The sequence below is a fragment of the Methanosarcina barkeri str. Wiesmoor genome, from assembly GCF_000969985.1.
Lineage (GTDB): Archaea > Halobacteriota > Methanosarcinia > Methanosarcinales > Methanosarcinaceae > Methanosarcina > Methanosarcina barkeri_B.
Genome location: NZ_CP009526.1, coordinates 389,830 through 412,167, shown reverse-complemented (window position 1 = coordinate 412,167; position 22,338 = coordinate 389,830). Strand labels below are relative to the sequence as shown.

The following is a 22,338-nucleotide window of genomic DNA, read 5'->3' as shown; positions in this document are numbered from 1 at the left end:
AGAGTTTACTTAAATTTTATGGAAAAATCATTCAATTATATAGCAAATAGCTCTATAAATTTTAAAAGAACTCAAATTTAAGTTTGGGTATACTTTCAGTTGGATGATTTGGTCACAAATTAGTTATAAAAGAAAATTCCTATCAAAAAATTAACATTTAAAAAGATGTCCAGTGGAGTTCAAACAGACTTTCCAGGTTCACCTGAACTCCACGTGCCCAGAGGCAAGGAAATGTTAGTTTTGAAGGCACTTAAAAAGTTTACCTGGTTAGGCCTCCTGAAAAATAAACAGGAGTAAGACAAATGGTTAAGAAAAAAAATTGGAATCGGTGTAATATTTCGTGCTCAGCATGCTAAATGGTGGGACAGGTAATAGTTACACTCAGCCATATGGCGATCATAATGTAACCTGAATAGGATATTATGATGGAAATCAAGATTACGTATACTTACATGATACATGGGACACAAGTAATGTACACTACTTAGCGTTTGGGAGCTGGACTGGAGCTATGGCAACATGGGTGAGACCTTAATCACCCATCATATTTTCTTTAATTGGAACAGGCAAATGTTTTACAAGAAACTGAATAAAAAGATAGCCCTTTTAGTGTTTTTGATAATTGCTCTCCTTGGATTATGGCTTATTTTCGACGTTATTCCAATTGGCCCAGGACTGCCTCCCTCAGAGGGTATGCCAGGATGGTACATTCCAGGAGCCTGGCAAGGAAATGAACAGGGCTGCACATCACTTTTTCCAAAGATTTCTCCTTACTGTAATGCAGGAAACTATTCTGAAGAAGAATTAATAAATGTTTGGTACTTTGACGATGAATCTGAATTCTTAAAAGGAGAAGATACACTTTATCGTTATCTGGAAGAAAACGGTAATGTGTTCTATCAGGAACTGAATATTAGTGAAGAACTTCAAGAAGTAATTGAAAGGCGTGAAACTGAAAACGTCTGGAGCCCCATTTATAGTCCTTACGCTTTTAATGCAACAGGGTATAAGAGTCCAGAAACTTCAGGATACTTTCTAGTGTACGAGAAACCTTTCCTTAAAGGGAGAGATGATTATTTCATAGTTTATTATGGAGTCAGGAACACAACGAATCTAGCTAAAGAAGCACCAAAACTAAAGAAATTGATTGCTGAGTCTTATTATATGGCTAACGGAGAAGGGAAAGTTGATAGCTTAAAGCCGGAAAATAAAAAAGGAAAGGACAATTCGTTATTTTCATGGTTTTAACAAAGTATCAGTTTCTAAAAGTATACTCGATGGATCGTTGCCTTATGGTGACGCTAGCGGCATATTTATTGGGATGTGAGATTATGAAGACCGGAAATTTATTGTTTATAGGGATACTGATTGGGCTTGTATTATTCGGATTTTTTGAATTTTTAGGGCTTGATCCAACATACGGAGGAATTATAGGTGCAGTTATTGTAGGGACATTGATTGGTAAAACTATAGGCAAGGGCTCGGAGAAGTATGCTTTTTTTACAATATTTATGTATAATCTGATTGGCTGGATTTTAGTATTTTTGTTTACCTCCGATGGAAAGCTTGCGTTACAATATGGGGGTATAGCTTTGTCTGCTCTCATCGGCTTTGTGCTCATTATGATTTTTTTCTATTCAATAATCGGGTTCTTTGGAGCATTTATTGCTTCCAACCTAAGCAGGAATAAACAGGATGAAGGATTATGAATTTTTATGAAGTACAGGTTATTGGGGAAGATGAAACATTTAGGGGTTCAAAAAGTAGATATGTATGGCTTTTTGGCGGAATTTTTATTTTTCTTTGTTTCCTGGCATTGCACTATGGTACTTCTATATCCTTTTTATTTTCAAATTCAGAAGGCGTCCCATATACTTCAATTTCATATCTGGTGGTGTTGTCTGTCGGACCTTTTATGACTTTGATAGCATCTTTTGATATCGTAAGCAGTGAAACTGAAACCGGGTCGGTGAGATATATTATCTCCAAAGTCCACAGATCATCTTTTATCTTAGGAAAGTTTTTCTTTCTATTTCTGGTATTTATCATCGTTTCCACTGGAATTGCACTTATAAACCTGATATATCAATATTCTGCAGGTAATTCTTTTCAGTTAGAAAACGTCTTTTTGTTCTGGATTTCTTCAAGCCTTTACCTTGGGTGCTTCATAAGTATTTTTTTATTTATCTCAACACTGTCTGCAAACAATAAAATTTCGTTTACAATGTCTGTAGTTTTTCTTGGAATTTTGATATTTTTTATTTCACAGGGAAATGAAAGTTATCTAAAATATATCACTCCTTTTTTTTACGGGATTAAAAATATGGAGTTCATGAAAGGCTTCCCGGTTGAAGCTGGATACCTTGCGGTTTTTGAAAGCCTGTTTTCAATGTTCCTGTACATACTGGTTTTTTTGTCCATGAGTTTGGTAGCTATTAAAAGGAGGGATTTCTAATTACTGCAGCTATTTCTACCAAAAACCTGTCCAAAAAATACGGCTCTCGCTTAGTTCTAGAAAGTCTTTCCTTGAATGTAGAAAAAGGAAGTATTTATGGCTTTTTGGGCCAGAATGGTGCCGGAAAAACAACTACAATAAAATTACTTTCAGGGCTTTCAATACCCACGCAAGGACAAATTTTTGTTTATGGTATGGACCTGTCTTCCGAATCAGGAAAAGTTAAACAGATTCTGGGCCTGGTACCGCAGGATTCAGGCTTTTATGATGAACGGACAGCCTTAAACCATATGGTATATTACGGGAGATTAAAAGGCCTGAGTAAAAAAGAAAGCCTGGAACAATCAAGGATTTTACTGAACCAGGTTGGGCTTGGAAATGAGATGTTCAAAAAAGTAGGCTATTTTTCCCATGGCATGAAAACACGACTAGGAATTGCACAGGCTCTTTTGAATAGCCCAAAAGTACTGATTCTTGATGAGCCTACTAATGGTCTCGACCCTGTTGGAATCCGGCAAATCCGACAAATTCTTTTTGAATGCAATAACAATGGGATCACGATATTTCTTTCATCCCATAATCTTCTGGAAATACAGGAGATTTGTACCTATGTAGGAATTCTGGATAAAGGCAAGCTTATCGCTGAAAGTACAATTGAAAAGATCCGCCACCTTGAGTCAAATGGAGTTATTACGATTGGGGTCTACAATCTCTCTTCCGAGATGATTTCTTTAATTGAGAGTCTAGAGTTTGTTATAAAAACCGAATTGAAAGCAAAAAATACTCTAGACATTTTCGTAAATTCCAAAACAGACGTCAAACCGGAAATTAATAGATTAATTGTTGAAAGCGGAGGTCAGGTTTTAAAACTTATAGAAAATTCTCTTTCATTAGAAGACGTATTTTTTAATGCCACTGGAATAAAACTTTAACCTAGTGCATCGATTCTCAAATACATACATAATAAGAAAATAATCACAGCTTATGACGCAAATATTATTTTAAAGTCACATGGAATTCTGTAACACGGAAAACGCAATCGATTGCAGAGGATTCGATTTGGATATTGCAACCACGGAAAACACGGAAAACACTAAAAGCACAGAAGAAACACGCCTTTACTACTTATTTCCGTGTCTTCCGTGCTTTCAGTGATTTTCAAAAAATTCATACCTGACATACTTTGGAATCAATGCACTAGATTCGGCAGGCGACATAAGAAATTTGAATATTTTTCTTGATATCGTTTTTGAACATTTGATAAATATACATTAGATTTAAAGCTGGTTGACGTATAGCTCAACCCCCACGACACATATAAACACTGACCATTTTTCCATTAAAGTTTAGTATGAGAGATTATGTTTGGATCATATGTAAACCTCACAACTGCACACAATAAAGGATCATTATTTTAAAATCACCATCAATAAAAAGTATCAAAATGAAATGTCGACCTGCCGAATCTAGGAGTTATCATCATATTTGGAACATTTGCATTCATGAGAAAAAAGTAACTGTGAACAACTGTAATAATTAATAGAAATCCTTAGACATTTGTTTCACTCGCACCAGACATCTATTAAAAAAGACAATCATCACCCAATAGATCGTTTTAACCTGATCTCGCCTTTATTTATATTTATCTTTAGAACCTTTTAGATTCAATAATTTTCTTTTTATCCGCTTCCCATAAAACGCAACAATAGCCAAAATTGCAAATAAACATGAAAGGAAAAGAAGAGGATTTTTACGATCAGCAATCGGATTATTTATCTCAATCATTTCCATAGAGTATTTTCTAAAATCAGAAATTTCATTCTCCATAAACACAGTTCCGTTTTCATTTTCTGACCATATTTTTAGGTTATGACTTCCTGGAGTAAGAATCAAAAGATTCCCTGGATACAGAGGCCCAAAATTATCCAGATAAAAATAAAGAGTTCTATTTGAGTCCACAAAATTTTTTGGGTACCCAATTATATAATTACCGCAGTATTTTTTATCCTGACTTGGAGGCTCAAAACTTCTATTTTGGTTTTTCTCATTTACAATATTTATACTATCAGAGCCTCTGTTTCCATAACAGTCGGTTGCAAAAACTTTGATAGTATGTTCTCCTTCCGGAAGTGAAAAATTCCTGCCTGATTGGAGATTTCCCAGGTTCTGATTGTCAAAAAAGATATTAATAGTAGCCTCTGGGTCAGATACTTTATAGATAAGTTTAAGAGAGTCTCCAGAAACGTGTGAATTGGAAATATTGACAAAAGGACCCTGATTTTCGTCAGGACTAGCCAGATAGATGAGACTTTTGGCAGTCAGAACACTTGCATTCCTGACAACCGAAAAATCAACATTGTCAATTGTATCACTTAACTTGTGGAAGTTTCTATCGTTGTGATGGCAAATTGCAACTGCAGGGATATCACTTTCCCAGAATATTTCATGATCTCCTCCGATTAAAGGATGAATAAAGCTTGAATAATCCGGAATTTCACATTGAATTTCGATCCCTAGGTCTCTTGTCTCGTTTTCAAGAACGGATTTAAGCCAGGCATTCTGGGGAAGATATTCTATGTAGAGAGGCTCGTTTCCTATAGAATCCACATTAATAACTGCAACAATATCATTTTCCAACTCAGAATGGGCTTCAACCCAGGCCTGGCTGCCAAGAAGATTGTATTCTTCTCCGGAAAAAGCAATGAAATATATTGTCCTGTCAAAAGACTCATTCTGCAAGACCCTTGCAAGTTCAAGCATACAAGCCACCCCTCCGGCATTGTCATCCGCTCCGGTTCCGTTGGCCGATTCGCAAACGTAAGTATCGGACCAGACTGGCCAGAGATAGGGCTTTCTTATCTCAGAATCAAAAATATCTCGTAAACCTGATTCTGGACGTACAATTATTCTTGAATCATAATGAGCGGTTACAAGAATTATCTCGTCTTTAAGGTCGTTTCCCTCTTTAATCCCCACTACGTTTGTGCCGCTTACATTCCAGTAATTGAAGTCCCGTGTACGTACCCGCGCGGAAAAATTGTCCAGAGAAACCTGCAGGCCTGCCTTTTCCATCTCCTCTTTTATAAATAGAGAGGCTTCTGCAGCGTTCTGACTTCCTATTTTTCTTTCCCCAAAGGAAGATATTGTTCGGGTTGAGTTTTCAAGCCCTGTCTCTGAAACATCAAGCGTAACTGACGTGTTATTATAATGAATATTGAAATCGGAAGATATGTTATTAGAGAGTGCAATAGCTGTTGAGGAAGGTACTAATAATATTAAAAAAATTATAAGATATGTATGTGAAAATATGTAATGTGTAATATTTTTAATATCAATCATGTATCTCCAAACCCCTCTTCATTAATCCTTCCAAATCAACAAATAATTAGTAATCAACGTTATGTTACATCCACCAGACAGGCTGAAATTTGCATACGGAAAGGGTCAGTATGATGCTATTTTTTTATGTTTATTTATAATTTCTCTCCAGAGTATCAAACAATCAGTCATATAATGTAATAATACCTGAAAAAATTGTCACATTTTAAATGTATATCTTGATTGTTTGATGATCTGGTCATAAAACATATAAACAGTTAATCAAAAGTAGTTTGTGGGGGTTTAAATGGATGTCCCAGAGTGAATTTGAACCTCGTCGTTCCCGGAGGCAGGAACATACTGATTTTAATGGTACTTAAAAATTCGATTCTTGCCTCCTGGAAAACGAACAGGAGTAATCTACATGACAGCAAAGAATCCTGTGGAAATACAGTAAATAATGGCATATACAACTGAGTCTTCAGTTCTACATGAGCAAATCCCAAAATTCAATATTCGACTCAAAAATATTCACTTTCAAATAATAATTAAAGTCCCTTATTTTGGAAAAGGTTCTGAAATTCTTATTGAGATGGGAATAAAATTGGTTTGGGATAGTCTCGGTATAAAAATGTTGATTGATCGTACTACAAAATTGCCAATCAATAGTATCCGAGAAATCAACAGGAGTATATTCACAGAGTAACAAAAATTATCCACAAAACGAATACTGGCTAAAAAGGAGATTTACTAATCTCCTTCTGTTATAGAGGAATTTCAAATGCAAAATACCAGAAAAATACTTCTCATCTTGCTGATCATACCTATAATTGCAATTGTGGGTTATTATGCATTGATATTTCTTCTGGGCGGTACGGCTTTACCTAATTTTTTTGAATTAACAAATTATGATGTCAGGACCCATGAAATATCTGTTGAAATATTGGATTCTGATAATGACTCTGTATTCAAAGAATCATACAAACTTCATCCAAACGAATCAGTATCAAAAGAAAAACCGTCTAATCTGAGAAGTTCTTTTGAATCGAAAGAGTATACATTTAGAATTATATTAGACACCGGTTCTGCAGAGGAAACAACTTCAGTATCTCTGAATCGCTGGAGCACCGCTACTATACATCTATATTGGGATAATGAGACTCCGATAATTATAGGGACAATTGTTGTTTAAAAGGTGTTTTGTTCTGAAATGATTTCGCTTTGAAACTTTTTTCCTTTTGTCCATGTTATCATCCGGGAAGGAGCAACGATTGTAGGCGTGGTTTATTCCTGTCATCCAACTCCTGAAGGTTACGCCGAACCCGGGTGCGCTCCGGCTTTGAGGATACAGTCAGAAAAGTAGATTTCCTAGTTGACGAAGAAGAAGGGATAATACTTGAAACGGTTATGGAAATTACCTCAAATAGTAAATCCCCTGGGGAATGATTATAAACATAATCCAGGTTTGCAAATAAAGAACATAAAAAAGATAGATGGAGTTTGTTAGCTCCATCTAAAAATATTTTGAAGTAGTTTCATTCCGGTTTTCTTGCAAGCTTCTTTTTTGCAAGCTTTTCAATGATCCCTAAGTTTACTTCACCGCCAACGCTCAATTTCTTGTTAGCAACTGCGCTTTCAAGAATGTGCTGTCCTACAATAGTACGGACAACAAGAGTGGTGTAGCCGTCAGGGCTTCCAACTGAGCCGGCTGAAATATCAGCCTTGAGAGCGGTAAAGTCCGTACAGACACTGCAGCCTGGGCGAGTAGTATCCTCAAGTTCGGTAAGGGGAATTACATACTGTGTACCGTCATCGAGGGTGATTTCGAGCTTGCCCTTAACGTCAATGCGGCAAACCTTCATGGGTTCGAGAGCGTACTCGCTTTTCAGCTTGCCTGCAATAAGTTTTTCGTAGTCGAAACTTTCCGTGCAGAAAAGCCCCATGACAAAGCGAATGGATTTTTTGTATGGGCCCACAAGTTGGTTGTCGGTTTCAAGCATTTTGCGAACTGCTTGAACTACGCAGGGGACTCCAACGACTGCAATGTTCCTGTACTTCCTGTTTACAACCGCTTCCTTAAGGGAATAAACAAGAGGAACCCACCAGTTGTAACGGCTTCCTGCCTGACCGACAAGAGCTTCACTTTTGGTTATTACCATTGAGTGAGGCTTGAGGGTCCAGGGATCTTCCGTAACCGTAACTACAGCATCTACAAGGCCTGTATCCAGGGCGTTTGCAAGAATTGCTGTTACTGCTCCTCCACTCTGCTTTTTCGGAATATCAAACTCGGCTTTTCCAGCAGTAATTTCAAGGTAATCTCCGAGAAGGCTTGAAGGCTGTTCTTCGAGTCTCGGACAAACCTCGTAACAGGCTCCGCATGGAACATCGTCAACCGCAGCTTTGCAGTAATTATTGCTCTTCGGATGTGTGGAATCGCCGCCTGTTTCGAAGTATAGAGCATCAGCAGGGCAGACTGCAATGCAGGCCCCGCAGCCTGAGCAAAGACCTTCGTCCCAGACTTTCGACTTAAGGTCAAGGTAACTTTTGCTAATTGGTTTCTGTTCTGCCATTTCTGATCACTCCCATACATATTTGCTTGCGAAAGGCCGGCTGCTTGCAGGTCCGATCTTTGTGTAGTTGGTGTCCAGGAACTCCGCAGGATCATATCCGAACTGCTCGCAGAAATTCTTTATAGTTGGGGCAATACGTTCAAGATCACTTTCGGTAAACTTGAATTTCTTGGCTCCTACTCCAAGTAAGAAATCGTCCACTTCCCCACGGAGAATAATTTCTCCACCGTGGATTCCGCTTCCGATACCCCTATCTGTCATGGCTTTATCCTTGCCAATACCAAGCACGAGCACCAGGCCACCTGCCATATACTCTCCGAGGAAGGAGTGGGCTGTGCCACCTACAACAAGAATAGGTCTGGCTTCCACGTCGTACTGTTTCATGTGGATGCCGCCACGGTAGCCAATATTATTCTTTATAAAGACTTTTCCTCCTCGCATGCTGTGGGCAACTGCATCTCCTGCACTTCCATGAATCACGAGCATTCCTTTATCCATTGTGTTGCCCGGAGCATGTTCGGCATTCCCATGTACAATACAGGTCGGCCCGCTCATGAACATTCCCAGATCTCCTCCTGGAACCCCATTGACTATGATGCGGACATTGCCTCTAAGCCCATCTCCTATAAAGCGCTGCCCGAGTATATTGTCGAGTATGATTTCCTCTGCTCCATCCGCAACCGCAGCCCTGATTTTCTGGTTTAAGGGGGTGTAGTGCATACCTCTGGCATCAATTTTTACCGTCTTCATATCAATCAGGCTCCTGCTGGCAATACGTCAAGGATTTTAAGCATTTCTTCATCCAGCATATACCCACGCAGACGATCTCTATTGCCACGCAGGCTTTCTATACTGTTGATTCCTGCAGCACCCATAAGTTCACTGAGTTCGTAAGTCCAACCCTTAATAAGATTTGAGACCTGAACTGCCCCTCTCTCAGGATCAAGCCTGCTCACAAGCTCTGGACGCTGGGTAGCAATACCCCAGGGACAAAGGTTTCTATAACAATTGCCACAGACTCTGCAGCCCAGAGCAACAAGGGCAGCAGTCCCGATATTAACAGCATCTGCTCCGAGAGCAATTGACTTTGCAAGGTCTGCGCTGCTCCTTATTCCGCCGCTTGCAATAATTGATATCTCGTTTCTTACGCCCTGTTCCCTGAGTTTCTGATCAACGCTCGCGATTGCAACTTCAATTGGAATTCCAACATTGTCTCTGAATACTTTGGGAGCAGCTCCGGTCCCACCGCGGAATCCGTCAATTACTACTGCATCTGCAGAGGAGCGGGCGATACCAGCAGCAATTGGAGCCACGTTATGCACGGCTGCAATCTTAACAAAGACCGGTTTCTTCCATTCGGTTGCTTCTTTCAGGCTTCTAATAAGCTGAACAAGATCTTCAATACTGTAAATATCATGGTGAGGAGCTGGGCTAATAGCATCACTGCCAACAGGGATCATACGGGTCCTTGAGACTTCCTCATTTACTTTTTCTCCAGGCAGGTGTCCACCTATACCCGGTTTTGCTCCTTGACCAATCTTGATCTCAATGGCCGCGCCTCTTTCAAGGTAATCAATATTTACACCGAAACGGCCTGAAGCAACCTGGACAACCATGTGGTCCTGGTAAGGGTAGAGGTCTCTGTGCAGCCCTCCCTCTCCTGTTCCCATATAGGTTCCGAGCTCTGTTACGGCTTTTGCCATACTGAGTTGGGCGTTAAGGCTAATAGCTCCAAAACTCATATGTCCGATCATAATAGGAGTATTAAGCTTAAGATTTGGAGCAAGCTTTGTTTCGAGCTCTACGTCACCACTTTCGGTCTTTCTGAAGTTGAGTTTGGATGGCTTCTTTCCAATGTAAGTCCTGAGTTCCATTGGTTCTCTCAGGGGGTCAATGCTCGGGTTTGTAACCTGGCAGGCGTCAAGGAGAAGGCGGTCATAGACAACTGGCAAATCCCTGGCGTTTCCCATTCCTGAAAGGATAATCTTGCCACTGCGAGCCTGTTTAATAATATCCTCTCTGACTTCTCTGGTCCAGAGGGGGTGGCTGCGGTAATCTATAGGTTTCTCTGTAAGCGTAATTGCATCCCTTGGGCACATGGCAACACAGCGAAGGCAGCCTGTACATTTTCTGGATTCGATCAGAATTTTGTCGCCTTCTCTCCTGTACACGCCATAAGAACAGTTTTCAATACAGCGCCCGCAGTCCATGCATTGGTCACGGTCAATACTGACCTTAAATTTTGAGGGCACACTTCCAAGAGTCATTCAATAAACCTCCCTATAATTGGTTCTCCTGCCCTGGGTGTGTATACTTTCTTAACTTCGGGGTCAAGTACTCTTATTGCTGATTCTTCGCTGGATATGTAAAGCCGGTTTCCATTCTCACCAACTACGAGAGGACGCAGTTTAATCCTGTCAGTAAAACCAACAATACCATTCTCTGTCCCGACTACGATTGCAAAAGGTCCATTCATGAGGGCAGATCCATAAGTAAGGCGAACTGCTTTGTTCAACTCTGCTTCTTTTGCAGGCATCCGATCAATATCGTCCCAGAAAGGAGGGGCAAGAGCCTTGACAACCATTTCATATGAAAGCCCATGCTGTCTTCCAAGCAGGTCAAACAAATAGGCTACAACCTCCGTATCAGTAAACAGGGAGCACTTGTATCCGTATCCTTCAACATAACGCTGGTTTGTGCCATATGAGGTAATTTCTCCGTTATGCACTACTGACCAGTTAAGCAGGTTGAAAGGATGGGCGCCTCCCCACCAACCCGGAGAGTTTGTGGGATAACGGTTGTGACCAAGCCAAATATATCCCTTGTAATCTTCAATTCTGTAAAAGTTTGCCACATCTTCAGGCCAGCCGGAAGCTTTGAAGACTCCCATATTTTTCCCGGAGGAAAAGATTGTAGCTCCTTTTACATTGGAGTTTACTTCCATGACTAGGTAAGTGACAACATCTTTTTCAGAAGCCATTTTCCCAGACATCAGGTCTTCTGAGGGCTTAAAGAAATATCTCCATGGAATGTGTACTTTCTTTATGCCCGGCTGGGGGGTGGTCGGGATTTCTTCCTGGTGAACAATTTCTCCCGATTGCTGGAGGAGTTCGTCTACCTTCTTTTTTGGTTCACCTAGATCGTCAAAGAAAACATGAAGAGCATAGTAGTCTGCATATTCCGGATAAATTCCATATGCGGCATAGCCTGCCCCGTCTCCACTGCCTCTTTCATTCATGAGGCTGAGGGCGGCTTTTATGCTCGACCCGTCCATTCTGGACTTTGTTCGGTCTATAAAGCCTATTATTCCACACATTTTGATCACTCTAAAAATGGATAGGAATGAATGTAATATTCACCAATAATTTTCTGAATTATTTCCGTGGCTCATTTTTGAGAATTAGTTCAAAAAACTTGCCAGCTGATAAACTGGATTTCGGGGTAACTTATTATCAATTTCCATAATTTATGGATATTTAACTAAGTTTGTTCCATGTAAATTATTTAATTAATGTGAATATATAGCAACGCTTCCACATATGGTTCTACTTTTATCATACATCGAGAAGGTCACCACTAGGGGAAATAAGTAATTTAGTACCTATTTGACGATATATATATGTTTCTTTTTCCGATTAAAAGTTATTGAGGTACTGCTAGAAAGCACACCGGTTTAACCGTTTAATTTTTTTCGTTTGCACTTTTATTTTAAAGCCCTCTGTATTTTTATCATAGAATATTCTTTTTTAATAGACCCTCCACTGTCGTCTTAGGGGTTTCTATACCGTTTACCTTAGTGTATATAGATTAAATTTCTATACGATTGAATTTCTTTGAAAAAAGTAGTGTTCTTGAATAATAGAGTTTTCAGAAGGGAAGCATTTTTATATCAATGTTCAATTCAGGCATTAATTTCAAAGAATATTAAAAAAATTTTAATGTTCTGACCAGTAAATTCAATGAAAAATATTTTATTATTTCGGGAAGTTATTTTATAAAATGAGAACACACTTCCCGAGAGGAGTGTGTCTCTTCTAACAAATTATTAATTCTGCCACGATTTTATCGCAGTAAATTTTTGGGTATCTACATGGATTTTTATCTACATGGGTTTTAGGATTTCCGGGGTGCTTACAGCATATGCAAATATTTTTCAAGTTCCCAGGGATGAACAATTGCTTTGTATTCATCCCATTCCATCTCTTTAGCACAGAGGTAATGATTGAAAACGTGTTCTCCTAGTACTTCTTTTACGAATTTGCTGCCTTTCATTTCATCAATTGCACCTTTAAGGTCTGCAGGTAGGGAGCGAATACCTTTTCCCTCTCTTTCTTTTTCCGTAAGGTGGAAAATATTCGTGTTAGTCGGCTCTCCTGGATCGATCTTGTTCTTTATACCGTCAAGTCCAGATCTGAGCATCAGGGCAAAGGCAAGGTACGGATTACACGATGGATCTGGGCATCTTAGTTCAACTCTTGTCCCATTGCCACGGGTTTCAGGAATGCGGATAAGGGAACTTCTGTTCTTTGCAGACCAGGTAAGGTAAACCGGTGCTTCATACCCAGGTACAATTCTCTTATAGGAGTTAACAACCGGATTTGTAACGGCTGCAAATTCTATAATATGATTTAACAGACCACCAATATAGTACATTGCTTCTTGAGAAAGCTGGTCTGCACTCTCTGGATCGTAGAATACATTATTATCTCCCTTGAAAAGAGATTGATTGGTATGCATCCCTGAGCCATTTACACCAAAGAGAGGTTTTGGCATAAAGGTAGCATAATATCCTTTGTGATATGCAATTGATTTTACAACATATTTGAAAGTTATAACATTGTCCGCGGTACTCAGCACGTCACCGAATCTAAAGTCAATCTCATGCTGAGAAGGTGCAACTTCGTGATGAGAAGCTTCGATCTGGAAGCCCATACGTTCGAGGGTATAGTCAATATCTCTACGTACATCCTGTGCACGGTCAAGGGGAGAGAAATCGAAGTATCCCCCATGATCAGTAAGTTCTGTGGTCGGATTTCCGTTTGCGTCAAGTTTGAAGAGGAAGAATTCCAGTTCAGGACCTACATTCATTGAGTACCCCATTTTTTTGGCTTCTTCGATTGCGCTCTTAAGAACATATCTGGGGTCTCCCTCAAACGGTCGACCGTTAGGAAGATACACATCGCCAAGAATCCTGGCTACTGCGCCAGTTGTAGGTCTCCAGGGAAGGATTCTGAAAGTAGAAGGGTCAAGCACAAGTTTCATGTCGGATTCTTCAATCTTTGTAAAGCCCTGGATCGAAGACCCATCAAACATTACCCCGTTTTCGAAGGCTTCTTCTAACTGTTCAACAGGGATTGCCCAGCTTTTGATGATGCCGAGTGTATCCGTAAACTGGGTCCGGATAAACTTCACGTCTCTCTCTTTTACAGCTTCTAACACATCTTCTTTGGTAATACACTTCTTTATCTGCACCATTTTGATTTCCCATCCTAACTAGGCATTCGGTATCCTTATACCTAGGTAATTATATATATAATTTTCTTAATATTATAGAAAAGATGAAACTGTTGGAATATAAGTAAATATATATAGTAAATTGAATTATCTTTGAAAATATTTGTGTGTTCATCCCCAATTCGTTGAATATATTTCTAATCTCATATATATAAAGCTCATTAAAGCTAATTATAAAAGAAATAAATTTCTTAGTGTGATTTGAATTTTCTTCCGACAGCATGTGTTTGCAAAAATGCTGTAAAAAGCAGTAGCAAAAACTTAAATTTTCTTTCCAATTCCAATATCAATAACTATTGGAGTAGAAAACAACCTCCAAGTTTAGTATGGCTCAAAGAGTTAATCTCTTCACATTTCTTGTCTCTGTATTGCTCTGACAGTTTGCAGGAGCAATAAGGTCGATATTTACAGCATAGTCTCTTGAAAATTGGTATCTTTTACTGGAAGAACCAGCTTTTACCCTGTCATCCCAGGTATTCTTTCTGACCTGGATCCCACATTGAGCCTATCCCAAAAGTTCATTTAATCCAATATTACTGCTACCATTAAAACTCCTAAATATGATGTCTCTTTAATTTCATATCTTGGCAATACTTTCTTGCATAACTCTCTCCAGATAAAAAACCTTTCTACTATGCTTTTCTTTTTGTATTCTTCCTGGTTTACCTTTATTAGTCGTACTCTCTTATTGTTCATCCTGTTTATTTTATTTACTGATATATTGGACTTTATTCATCTTCTCCTGTTATATTTTCTAATTTTAGCTGTATCATACATTGCATCAGCTGTTACTTTGGAAAGCCTGTTAACAGGCCTTCCTATAAGTCTTTTTATATTGAAATTTTTAAGTGTAGGTATATAAAGTGTAGAATCTAAAGTGTAGAATCATTTAATGATAATCGAGAGAGGTAAAACCTGTAAATCTACTAAAACGCTTATTTTTATTCCTTTTATTTTTTTGTGTCCATCGTAGCCGATATTTCCCCTTTTTAGCCGGAATATCCTTTGTATCAGTAAAGCAATGAGAAAAATCTATTTTCTTCAAGTCGTAACCTTTGTTTAAAAGCTCATTGAAAATCTTCTGATAGATGCCATGTTCACAAAGATATAGAAGGAATCTATGCACTGTTGACTTAGACCCATATCTCCTGGGAACGTCTTTCCACGTACAACCAGTCATAACAACGTAAAAAATACCGTTCATTAACTTCCTCATATTTGCACGCGACCTTCCTGTATGTGGTTTCTGTGGAGGAAGATAAGGTTCTATGGAGTTCCATAGAACGCCATCGATGTCACGAAATGACATAGAAGTAAATTTATAATTTCAACATAATATTACTGTTAGGATAGGCCCACATAATATATAGTCAAAACTGTCGTGTTATATATTACACATAATCTAAAAATAGAAAACGCAAATTAAAATTTAAAGGATTTATCCAGTTTACAGAAAAGTCACATACGTTAAGAGGCAAACTTGAATAAATAATTTATACTAGTCTTGCATATTACTAACTATGAAAGATAATTTCATAAGACAAGTTGAAATTATATTTTGTATTAGCCTGATCATACTTTTTCTAATTTCCTGCTGTAGTACTTAATGGCTATAGAGTTTAAACCCTTACTCTCTTCAACGATACATACGATTTAAAGGCTCAATCATTATAACTACCAGGGTTTGATCCTCATAATTAATTCTATAAAGCAGTCTTATATGCCTGGACCGCAGTCTGAAAAGCTTTTCCTTACTCTCAATTATTCTTTTTGCTCGCAGTGGGACTGGATCGAGTGCAAGCTCGTCAAGAATTTCTTTAACTCTGGAGTAAGTCATTTTGTCTGCCGCTTTCAAAAAATCTTGGGCAGTAATGTCAAGAAGGACTTCAAACACTTTAGAGCCTCGCATCTTCAACTTTGTTAAAAAATACTAATTTTTTTATTTTCTCGTTTTCAAACTTCTGGGCGCTTAATATTTTTTCTTTCGTCATTTTCAAACTTCTGGGCACTTAATATTTCTTATATAATGAGCAGGCTACCCATAACTATAATATGCTTCTTTACATCTTCAAGTTATTTTTTGGTTAAGTTCCTCAAGAAGTTTTTCATCAATTCACTCTCCCTTAATATAAGTCACTGTTTTACTATCACTGCTCTACTTATTCATCTAGCTTACTGTTTTAAGATTATGGCTCATGATTTGCCCTGTAATTACAGAAAGAAATTCATAGGTGATCCCTTTTAACAGCAACTAGTTCCTCATTTAACAGCAATTGGTGTATCAACTAAGAAGGCAAGTGTATAAGCATAAGAGTTAACGCTTATTTCTCGATTAAAGACTTGAGGATTTTTATAACCAATATTAAAAAAATAGGAATAGGAATGATTATTCCTTACTATCCTCGAAAAGCTTTCTAACCACATCGATGTTTTTCGGAGGGCTGATCACAAGCAGAATGTCATCCGCAAGAATTATAGTTCCAGCTTCCGGTCCGGGAATGATTCTATGACTACGTGAAATTGCAAGTGCAGACACTCCATAATTCTTCCGAAGATTCAGTTCCCCAAGAGTCATTCCTGCTGATTTTGAAAATTTCCCTACCCTGATACTCCGGATTTCTACATCTGCAAAATCGAGAGCTAGGTCGCAGAATTTTTTCCTGGGAATGCCAGGACTTCGAAGCATCTTATAATGGTCGGCACGTAATGTTGAAGTCAGGGAATCAATTTCACTGCTGGGAACCAGGTATCTGTGAAGTACCCTTGTGAAAAGCTCTATTGAGCTTTCAAACTCATCAGAAATTACCTCATCTGCCCCAAAATCATAAAATTTATCCAGCTCACGCAGGAAATGTGTTCTGGCAATGATGTGGATTTCCGGATTCAACCTCCGGGCAGTTTCAATTATTCGTTTAGCACTCGGAGGATCACCTGCAGTCACGACAAACGATTTCGCAGTCCGGATGCCTGCATGTTCCAGGACAGCATTTTGAGCAGCATCACCATAAAAAATATGCTCTTCCCTCTGTTTCTCTATCCTTACGACTTCAGGATTCATATCAATTACTATGTAAGGAATTGAAGTTTCCTTTGCGGCGGTCACGACATTCTTACCGTTTATCCCAAATCCTACTATAATCACATGATTTTCAGGTTTTTCTTCAGGCCCGCTTTCTTTAAATTTACTGTACCAACCTCGCTTTAATACAGGAGGGAGAGGTAAGAACTCGGCAAAAACCGTAGTTCGATACCCTATACTCATAAAAAGAGGAGTAAGTACCATAGAAAGCACTACCACATTCAGAAATTCCTGATATATAAGAGAGGAGATTAATCCACTTGCAAGACCTACTTTTGCAACAATAAAGGAAAATTCCCCTACCTGTGAAAGGGAAAATCCAACCAGAATCATTGTATTCAAAGGAAAACCTATGAGAAAGGTGCTCAAGCTGTTTACCAGGACCTTCAGGAACAGCACAGCCAGGGTAGCAGCCAAGATCAAGAGAAGATGTTCTCTTAATATATTGAGATCAAGTAGCATCCCTATTGAGATGAAAAAAATACTCATGAACATGTCCCTGAATGGTATTAAATTCCCTAGAGCCTGAACCGAATATTCAGATTCCGAGATAATCAAGCCAGCAAGAAAAGCTCCCAGTGCTAGAGATAGCCCAACCATAGAAGTCAGCCAGGCTACAGAAAGTCCTATTACTACAACACTCAGGAGAAAAAGCTCATTATTCCGTGTCTTTGCCACATGGTACATAATGAAAGGAACAACATACCTGGCGCTTAGAAAGGTGAATACTATGAGCCCGAAGCCTTGCAGGATAAGTTCTAAAAAGGACTTTTCAGTCCCTGGTGTGCCTGCGAGAACCGGAATTAAGAGAATAATTATCACTGCAGCGATATCCTGAAAAATCAGTATTCCTAAGGAAGTTCGCCCGTGAAGGCTATAAATTTCTCCTTTTTCCTGTAAGAGTTTAAGTACAATTGCAGTGCTGCTTAATGCTACTAAAAGCCCAAGGAAAATCGAAGTTTCTCTGGAATGTCCAAGCCAGAGGAGTATAAGAGCAACGATGACTGAAGTTATCGAAAGCTGCAAGCCGCCTCCAAAAATTACAATTCTGCGAAGCTGTAAAAGGTCGCGCATTGAAAACTCAATACCTATGGTAAAAAGCAGGAGCACGACTCCAATTTCAGCCAAAAGTTCGATGTTTTCTATTTCTCTAATAAATCCAAAACCGAAAGGTCCGGCAAGAATACCTGCAAGCAGAAAGCCAATCAGTGGAGCTATCTTCAATCTGGAAAAAGTAAACACTACAGGAATAGAAAGCCCGAAAATGATCAGGAGGTCGGTTAGAAGATTATCGGTCATCAATATATAATGATTTATTAACTAATATAAATTTCATTGACCTGAGCCTTTGAGAAAAAATAGTAACATATCAAATAATATTGAGAAATAAACCCACATTTCGCAGTATTTTTTGAAGATCAATAGTTTTTCTGATAACGTTTTTGGAACAGGTGTAAATAATTTAGATTTTTAGTGGCATTTGGTGAAAATTGAATGATATCGTTTTTTGCCTCTAAATACACCACATCGTTGCTTTTACCTACTGCATAAAAGTCCAATAAATACACGTTTGATTGAAAATCGATAGCAGTAAAAATATGAATTTACGAAAATTTACTGCGGAAAATGGGATAAATTAGCTACCTTAACAAATAAAAGAGCATGGTAGACATTTTGAAAACATGACATATTTTAGAAAATCAAAGAATTATATGGAATATATTTGGATAAATAAGATATAAATAAGCATACGGGGATTTAAAAATCACTTTTAGCCTTCATAGCTTAAAACAAAGTCTATTAAAAAGTTAAAAATTTACTCTAGCCTTTATCCCTCTCTGAAGATCCTGTTACTTTCCTGAAACTGCTAAATAAAGAATCAATTTCTTTTCTGTCTTTTTATACATATATACCCTTTTTAAAAGAAGGAAAAAAAGAAATCCTAAAAAAAATGAATTTTTAAAAGAAAATCAAACAATTAGAAAGTGTAAAATCAAAAAAAACCTATTATAAAAAGGTATTTTTAAGGTTATTTCTAAAAAAAAAGGACTTTTAAAACTCTATTAAACAAAAGGTATTTAAAAGATTTGTTTAATATGAATATTGTTAAATTTAAGACATATTTTTTCTAAATAAGCTGAAAAAAGAGGGATTTAATTTCCTAGAACAGGGTTCATTTTATTGTACTCTGAAAGTCTGTTCTATAATGTTTCATTCAGCTTTCATTGAGGTTTAAATGTGAAATCTAAGATTATGAACTATTTTAATGCATCTGAGGAAGAATTTTCAGACTGGAAATGGCAGTATAGGCATAGAATTGAGACCGTAGAAGAACTTGAAAAATTGATTAAGTTATCAGAGCCTGAGAAAGAAGATATAAAAAAAGCTCTTGAAGTTTTTCCCATGGCGATATCTCCTTACTATGCTTCTCTTATCGATCCGAAAGATCCTAACTGTCCCATCCGAATGCAGGCTGTACCCAGTTCAGCCGAACTTAAAAAATCTTCCTGGGAACTCGAAGATCCCCTATGTGAGGATAGGGATTCACCTTCCGAAGAGAGCTGTATAACCCACAGATATCCTGACAGGGTGCTTTTCCTCATTTCAAACCGCTGCGGAATGTATTGCAGACACTGTACCCGCAAGCGAAGGGTTGGCAACAGAGAGTACGACTATTCTGAAAAGGCAATTAGAGAAGGGATCGAGTATATTAGAGAACATTCTGAAATAAGGGATGTACTGCTTTCGGGAGGGGATGCCCTGCTCGTTTCCGATGAAAGACTAGATTGGCTCCTGGGTGAGCTCTTTGACATTCCTCACGTGGAAATAGTAAGGTTAGGTTCAAGGGTTCCTGTAACCCTCCCTCAGCGCATAACTCCTGAATTATGTGAAATTCTTGAAAAATATCCTTCAGTCTGGCTTAATACCCATTTCAATCACCCAAAAGAGATTACCCCGGAAGCTAAAAAAGCAATGAGAATGCTAGCAAAAGCCGGAGTTCCTCTTGGTAATCAGTCCGTACTCCTCAGGGGAGTTAATGACTGCCCGATGATAATTAAAAAACTTTGCCACGAACTCCTGAAGATAAAAACAAGACCCTACTACCTCTATCAGTGCGACCTTTCCTTTGGGCTGGAGCATTTTAGGACCCCAGTTTCGAGGGGAATAGAGATCATTGAGATGCTTAGAGGACATACATCGGGCCTTGCAGTTCCGACTTTTGTTATTGATGCCCCTGGAGGAGGAGGAAAAATTCCTGTAGGTCCTAATTACCTGATCTCAAGCTCGGACACAGGAGTCGTCCTTAGAAATTACGAAGGGGTGATCTGTATGTACCCAGAACCTGAAGCTTATTCCTGGGAATGCCAGCAAGCCTGTTCAATCTGCGATAAGCAGCCAGGGCTTAAAAGTGAAACGGGCATTGCAAAACTATATGACGAAGATAATGACATAATCGCTCTCGAGCCCGAAAGCCTCGAAAGAAAAAAGCGTTTCTAAAGAAAAGAGTGAAGGAAATAAACCAGGAAAATCTCCTCAAGTAAAAAAACTTTAAAAACGTAAGGAGGAAAAAATATGGAAAAAAACCTTCCCTTTATTCTTGAAATTAAAGAAGAACTGGCGGGATACTGGAAAAAGATTAATCTGGAGATTGACGAATCAAGAGCTGAGCTTGTAATTGATTACTACAACAGCAGAATAAAAGTTATGAATTTTACCGGGATTTTTGAGAAAATTTCAGGAGTTCTCAAAATCGTTGCCAAAGTAGAAAAAATTGGGAAGATAATCGTATATGTGCCTCTGGAAAACATAAAAGAGCTTGAAACCTGTGGATATGTAGAGGAAGGGACTATCAATGGATACTATGCAGGAAAAGACTGCCATGTTTTCTCAAGTTACCCTGAAACCTCCAGAGGAATTTCTTCTAATAAAGGGAAAGAAGACCGGATAATTGAAAACTGTCTCAGAAAAGTAATGGCGCCCCGAAGAAAACTGAATAAACAGGATGGCTCACGAAAAAATGAGAACATAAGAAAACAAAGAAAGAATATCGGGCTTCCAGAAGAGTACAGGCTCAAACCTGCAGTCCAGGCTGATGCCTCAGCAATGGCAACTCTTTACAGGCAGGAGTTTAAGTTTTATCCCACTCCTTTGCACATGAAAAGTTATCTTCTAAAAACTATGGACTCCAATGTTCTCTATTTCCTTGTGGAAAAGCAAGGAACAATCTTGAGCCTTGCTTCGGCAGAAATGGATCTAACAAATAAGTGTGCCGAAATAACCGACTGTCTGACAATTCCTTCCGAGAGGGGAAAAGGATTGATAAAAGAGCTTATCAAAGCCCTGGAAAAAGAACTTTCAAATAGAGGCTTCAAAAGCTCCTATACTCTATGTAGGGCTTCATCTCCAGGAATAAACACAGCTTTTGCTTCTCTTGGCTATGCTTACACAGGCAGGCTAGTTAACAACTGCAAGATTGGAAACGGATTTGAAGACATGAACATCTGGTGCAAAATACTTAAGAATAACAGGTCAAAACAAAGGATAAACTAAAGCAAAAACTGAAAGAAACAGGAAATTGACAGGAGAAACAGTCCATTCAGCCAAAAAACTTATTTGATTTTGTTTTCGAAACTCCGTAGTGTTGAGTGTTTTGATTAAAGAAGTTCTTGAGTATTCTGCTCAAGACTGGTGGTAATTTTCTTTGCAGCTTGGGCTGTTACGCAATCTATATAGGCTTTTTGTGAGATCAGGCCTTTTGTGGAGTCCTTCAATTCCACATCCCCACTTATTAACGTTTCTACTTCTCGAAAGCTACTGTTTACGAAGGTTACCATTACAGCTCCTTCTTTAAATTGATCAAAATATTTTACGTCTCCCCCAGTTGAGGTATAGAAGAAAAAGATATTCAGATTTGAAAGGGCATAAACAGGCGTATAGACTCCGTCATGTTTACTGATATTAATTAGGAGAGCTTGAGAATTAGGAGAGCTTGAGAATTATATCTGTTCTTAACTTCGTTGGCTATTGATACCTCCACTCCTGCTTTTTCCAGTTCTATCTCAAGATTTTCAAAGGGCTTTCAAAAAGTAGTAATCTCCTTCTATATAGGGGAAAATCCTGCCTGAAAAGTCAATTTTAGAGTTGCCTGTGGAATAGGGACTTACTGTAGAATCAGCTTTGTTCTCGCTATGTGCCGCCTTGAAGTCCAGAATATAAAAAGAAGAAAAATAATTGTAAGAATAATTACCGCAAGAAAAAGTCTTCTATTTACTATGATTTTTGTCATGCTTTTAAGAGTTATGTTTTGATCTTAAAAAAGAGAGAGGGTGAAGAATAGTCAGAATCTATGTCAAAAATTTCATTGAAAGTTTAAAATTTGTTTCTGAATCAGAGGCTTATTT

At 38.4% G+C, this 22,338-nt stretch carries 19 protein-coding genes; 8 read left to right on the top strand and 11 right to left on the bottom strand.

The features are described from left to right. The first annotated feature begins 519 nt into the window (after window positions 1-519). Entirely contained in the window at window positions 520-1,248 is a 729-nt protein-coding gene (locus MSBRW_RS01830; protein WP_011305685.1) for a hypothetical protein, read from the top strand. 83 nt (window positions 1,249-1,331) lie between these two features. Continuing rightward, window positions 1,332-1,709 carry a hypothetical protein gene (locus MSBRW_RS01825; RefSeq protein WP_011305686.1) on the top strand — a complete coding sequence of 126 codons (378 nt, stop codon included), beginning with the start codon at window positions 1,332-1,334 and terminating at the stop codon, window positions 1,707-1,709. A 112-nt stretch (window positions 1,710-1,821) separates the two neighbouring features. Here the strand turns inward: MSBRW_RS01825 and MSBRW_RS23150 are convergent, their stop codons facing one another. Further along, entirely contained in the window at window positions 1,822-2,049 is a 228-nt protein-coding gene (locus tag MSBRW_RS23150) for a hypothetical protein (protein WP_230670190.1), read from the bottom strand. On the opposite strand from MSBRW_RS23150, the gene MSBRW_RS01820 reads away from it, so the two are divergent. Beyond that, window positions 1,940-2,455 carry an ABC transporter permease subunit gene (locus MSBRW_RS01820; RefSeq protein ID WP_230670087.1) on the top strand — a complete coding sequence of 172 codons (516 nt, stop codon included), beginning with the start codon at window positions 1,940-1,942 and terminating at the stop codon, window positions 2,453-2,455. The genes MSBRW_RS23150 and MSBRW_RS01820 overlap by 110 nt on opposite strands. Continuing rightward, on the top strand, window positions 2,455-3,387 hold the full coding sequence (locus tag MSBRW_RS01815; protein WP_048102540.1) for an ABC transporter ATP-binding protein: 933 nt from the start codon (window positions 2,455-2,457) through the stop codon (window positions 3,385-3,387). The genes MSBRW_RS01820 and MSBRW_RS01815 overlap by 1 nt, the downstream gene beginning before the upstream one ends. Before the next feature lie 700 nt (window positions 3,388-4,087). Here MSBRW_RS01815 and MSBRW_RS01810 read toward each other — a convergent pair. Next, the gene (locus tag MSBRW_RS01810; protein ID WP_011305689.1) at window positions 4,088-5,794 is read right to left on the bottom strand and encodes a M28 family metallopeptidase; all 1,707 of its coding nucleotides are present in this window, start codon (window positions 5,792-5,794) and stop codon (window positions 4,088-4,090) included. A gap of 300 nt (window positions 5,795-6,094) precedes the next feature. Here MSBRW_RS01810 and MSBRW_RS21660 point away from each other — a divergent pair, with 300 nt between their 5' ends. Together MSBRW_RS21660 and MSBRW_RS01800 are read left to right on the top strand one after the other, a co-directional pair. Next, complete coding sequence (locus MSBRW_RS21660) at window positions 6,095-6,250, top strand: hypothetical protein (protein ID WP_155398087.1); 156 nt, start codon at window positions 6,095-6,097, stop codon at window positions 6,248-6,250. Between the two features lie 304 nt (window positions 6,251-6,554). Next, window positions 6,555-6,965 carry a hypothetical protein gene (locus MSBRW_RS01800; protein WP_011305690.1) on the top strand — a complete coding sequence of 137 codons (411 nt, stop codon included), beginning with the start codon at window positions 6,555-6,557 and terminating at the stop codon, window positions 6,963-6,965. 343 nt (window positions 6,966-7,308) lie between these two features. Here the strand turns inward: MSBRW_RS01800 and MSBRW_RS01795 are convergent, their stop codons facing one another. From MSBRW_RS01795 to MSBRW_RS01760, 8 genes are all read right to left on the bottom strand, one after another. After that, window positions 7,309-8,343, bottom strand: coding sequence for a Coenzyme F420 hydrogenase/dehydrogenase, beta subunit C-terminal domain (locus MSBRW_RS01795; RefSeq protein ID WP_011305691.1), 1,035 nt, complete (start codon window positions 8,341-8,343; stop codon window positions 7,309-7,311). Between the two features lie 6 nt (window positions 8,344-8,349). Further along, window positions 8,350-9,093 (bottom strand): GltB/FmdC/FwdC-like GXGXG domain-containing protein, encoded by a 744-nt coding sequence (locus MSBRW_RS01790; RefSeq protein ID WP_011305692.1) that lies wholly within the window; start codon window positions 9,091-9,093, stop codon window positions 8,350-8,352. A 5-nt stretch (window positions 9,094-9,098) separates the two neighbouring features. Then, entirely contained in the window at window positions 9,099-10,610 is a 1,512-nt protein-coding gene (locus MSBRW_RS01785; protein WP_011305693.1) for a glutamate synthase-related protein, read from the bottom strand. Then, the gene (locus MSBRW_RS01780) at window positions 10,607-11,659 is read right to left on the bottom strand and encodes a class II glutamine amidotransferase (RefSeq protein WP_011305694.1); all 1,053 of its coding nucleotides are present in this window, start codon (window positions 11,657-11,659) and stop codon (window positions 10,607-10,609) included. Before MSBRW_RS01780 ends, MSBRW_RS01785 begins: the two co-directional genes overlap by 4 nt. A gap of 815 nt (window positions 11,660-12,474) precedes the next feature. Next, window positions 12,475-13,818, bottom strand: a complete 1,344-nt coding sequence (gene glnA, locus MSBRW_RS01775) for a type I glutamate--ammonia ligase (protein ID WP_011305695.1) — start codon at window positions 13,816-13,818, stop codon at window positions 12,475-12,477. Between the two features lie 928 nt (window positions 13,819-14,746). After that, window positions 14,747-15,166, bottom strand: a complete 420-nt coding sequence (locus tag MSBRW_RS24130; protein ID WP_011305696.1) for a transposase — start codon at window positions 15,164-15,166, stop codon at window positions 14,747-14,749. A 327-nt stretch (window positions 15,167-15,493) separates the two neighbouring features. After that, on the bottom strand, window positions 15,494-15,751 hold the full coding sequence (locus MSBRW_RS01765; RefSeq protein WP_048102545.1) for a type II toxin-antitoxin system RelE family toxin: 258 nt from the start codon (window positions 15,749-15,751) through the stop codon (window positions 15,494-15,496). A gap of 492 nt (window positions 15,752-16,243) precedes the next feature. Further along, window positions 16,244-18,235: a monovalent cation:proton antiporter family protein gene (locus tag MSBRW_RS01760; protein ID WP_011305698.1), complete on the bottom strand. Its 1,992-nt coding sequence runs from the start codon at window positions 18,233-18,235 to the stop codon at window positions 16,244-16,246. Between the two features lie 939 nt (window positions 18,236-19,174). Between MSBRW_RS01760 and kamA the strand changes: the two genes are divergently transcribed. Both kamA and ablB read left to right on the top strand, forming a co-directional pair. Beyond that, a complete protein-coding gene (kamA, locus tag MSBRW_RS01755; RefSeq protein ID WP_048102548.1) occupies window positions 19,175-20,434 on the top strand; it encodes a lysine 2,3-aminomutase in 1,260 nt (419 codons plus the stop codon). Between the two features lie 75 nt (window positions 20,435-20,509). After that, complete coding sequence (gene ablB, locus MSBRW_RS01750; RefSeq protein WP_011305700.1) at window positions 20,510-21,487, top strand: putative beta-lysine N-acetyltransferase; 978 nt, start codon at window positions 20,510-20,512, stop codon at window positions 21,485-21,487. A gap of 104 nt (window positions 21,488-21,591) precedes the next feature. Here ablB and MSBRW_RS01745 read toward each other — a convergent pair whose 3' ends face one another. Beyond that, window positions 21,592-21,771, bottom strand: a complete 180-nt coding sequence (locus tag MSBRW_RS01745) for a hypothetical protein (RefSeq protein WP_048102550.1) — start codon at window positions 21,769-21,771, stop codon at window positions 21,592-21,594. Window positions 21,772-22,338: the final 567 nt, after the last annotated feature.

Coding starts and splice junctions, on each gene's coding strand:
- MSBRW_RS01780 (WP_011305694.1), bottom strand. CDS start 11,659: ATGTGTGGAATAATAGGCTTTATAGACCGAACAAAGTCCAGAATGGAC.
- MSBRW_RS01790 (WP_011305692.1), bottom strand. CDS start 9,093: ATGAAGACGGTAAAAATTGATGCCAGAGGTATGCACTACACCCCCTTA.
- MSBRW_RS01745 (WP_048102550.1), bottom strand. CDS start 21,771: ATGGTAACCTTCGTAAACAGTAGCTTTCGAGAAGTAGAAACGTTAATA.
- MSBRW_RS01785 (WP_011305693.1), bottom strand. CDS start 10,610: ATGACTCTTGGAAGTGTGCCCTCAAAATTTAAGGTCAGTATTGACCGT.
- ablB (WP_011305700.1), top strand. CDS start 20,510: ATGGAAAAAAACCTTCCCTTTATTCTTGAAATTAAAGAAGAACTGGCG.
- MSBRW_RS01760 (WP_011305698.1), bottom strand. CDS start 18,235: ATGACCGATAATCTTCTAACCGACCTCCTGATCATTTTCGGGCTTTCT.
- glnA (WP_011305695.1), bottom strand. CDS start 13,818: ATGGTGCAGATAAAGAAGTGTATTACCAAAGAAGATGTGTTAGAAGCT.
- MSBRW_RS01810 (WP_011305689.1), bottom strand. CDS start 5,794: ATGATTGATATTAAAAATATTACACATTACATATTTTCACATACATAT.
- MSBRW_RS01800 (WP_011305690.1), top strand. CDS start 6,555: ATGCAAAATACCAGAAAAATACTTCTCATCTTGCTGATCATACCTATA.
- MSBRW_RS01825 (WP_011305686.1), top strand. CDS start 1,332: ATGAAGACCGGAAATTTATTGTTTATAGGGATACTGATTGGGCTTGTA.
- MSBRW_RS01795 (WP_011305691.1), bottom strand. CDS start 8,343: ATGGCAGAACAGAAACCAATTAGCAAAAGTTACCTTGACCTTAAGTCG.
- MSBRW_RS24130 (WP_011305696.1), bottom strand. CDS start 15,166: ATGTCATTTCGTGACATCGATGGCGTTCTATGGAACTCCATAGAACCT.
- MSBRW_RS01830 (WP_011305685.1), top strand. CDS start 520: ATGGGTGAGACCTTAATCACCCATCATATTTTCTTTAATTGGAACAGG.
- MSBRW_RS23150 (WP_230670190.1), bottom strand. CDS start 2,049: ATGATAAATACCAGAAATAGAAAGAAAAACTTTCCTAAGATAAAAGAT.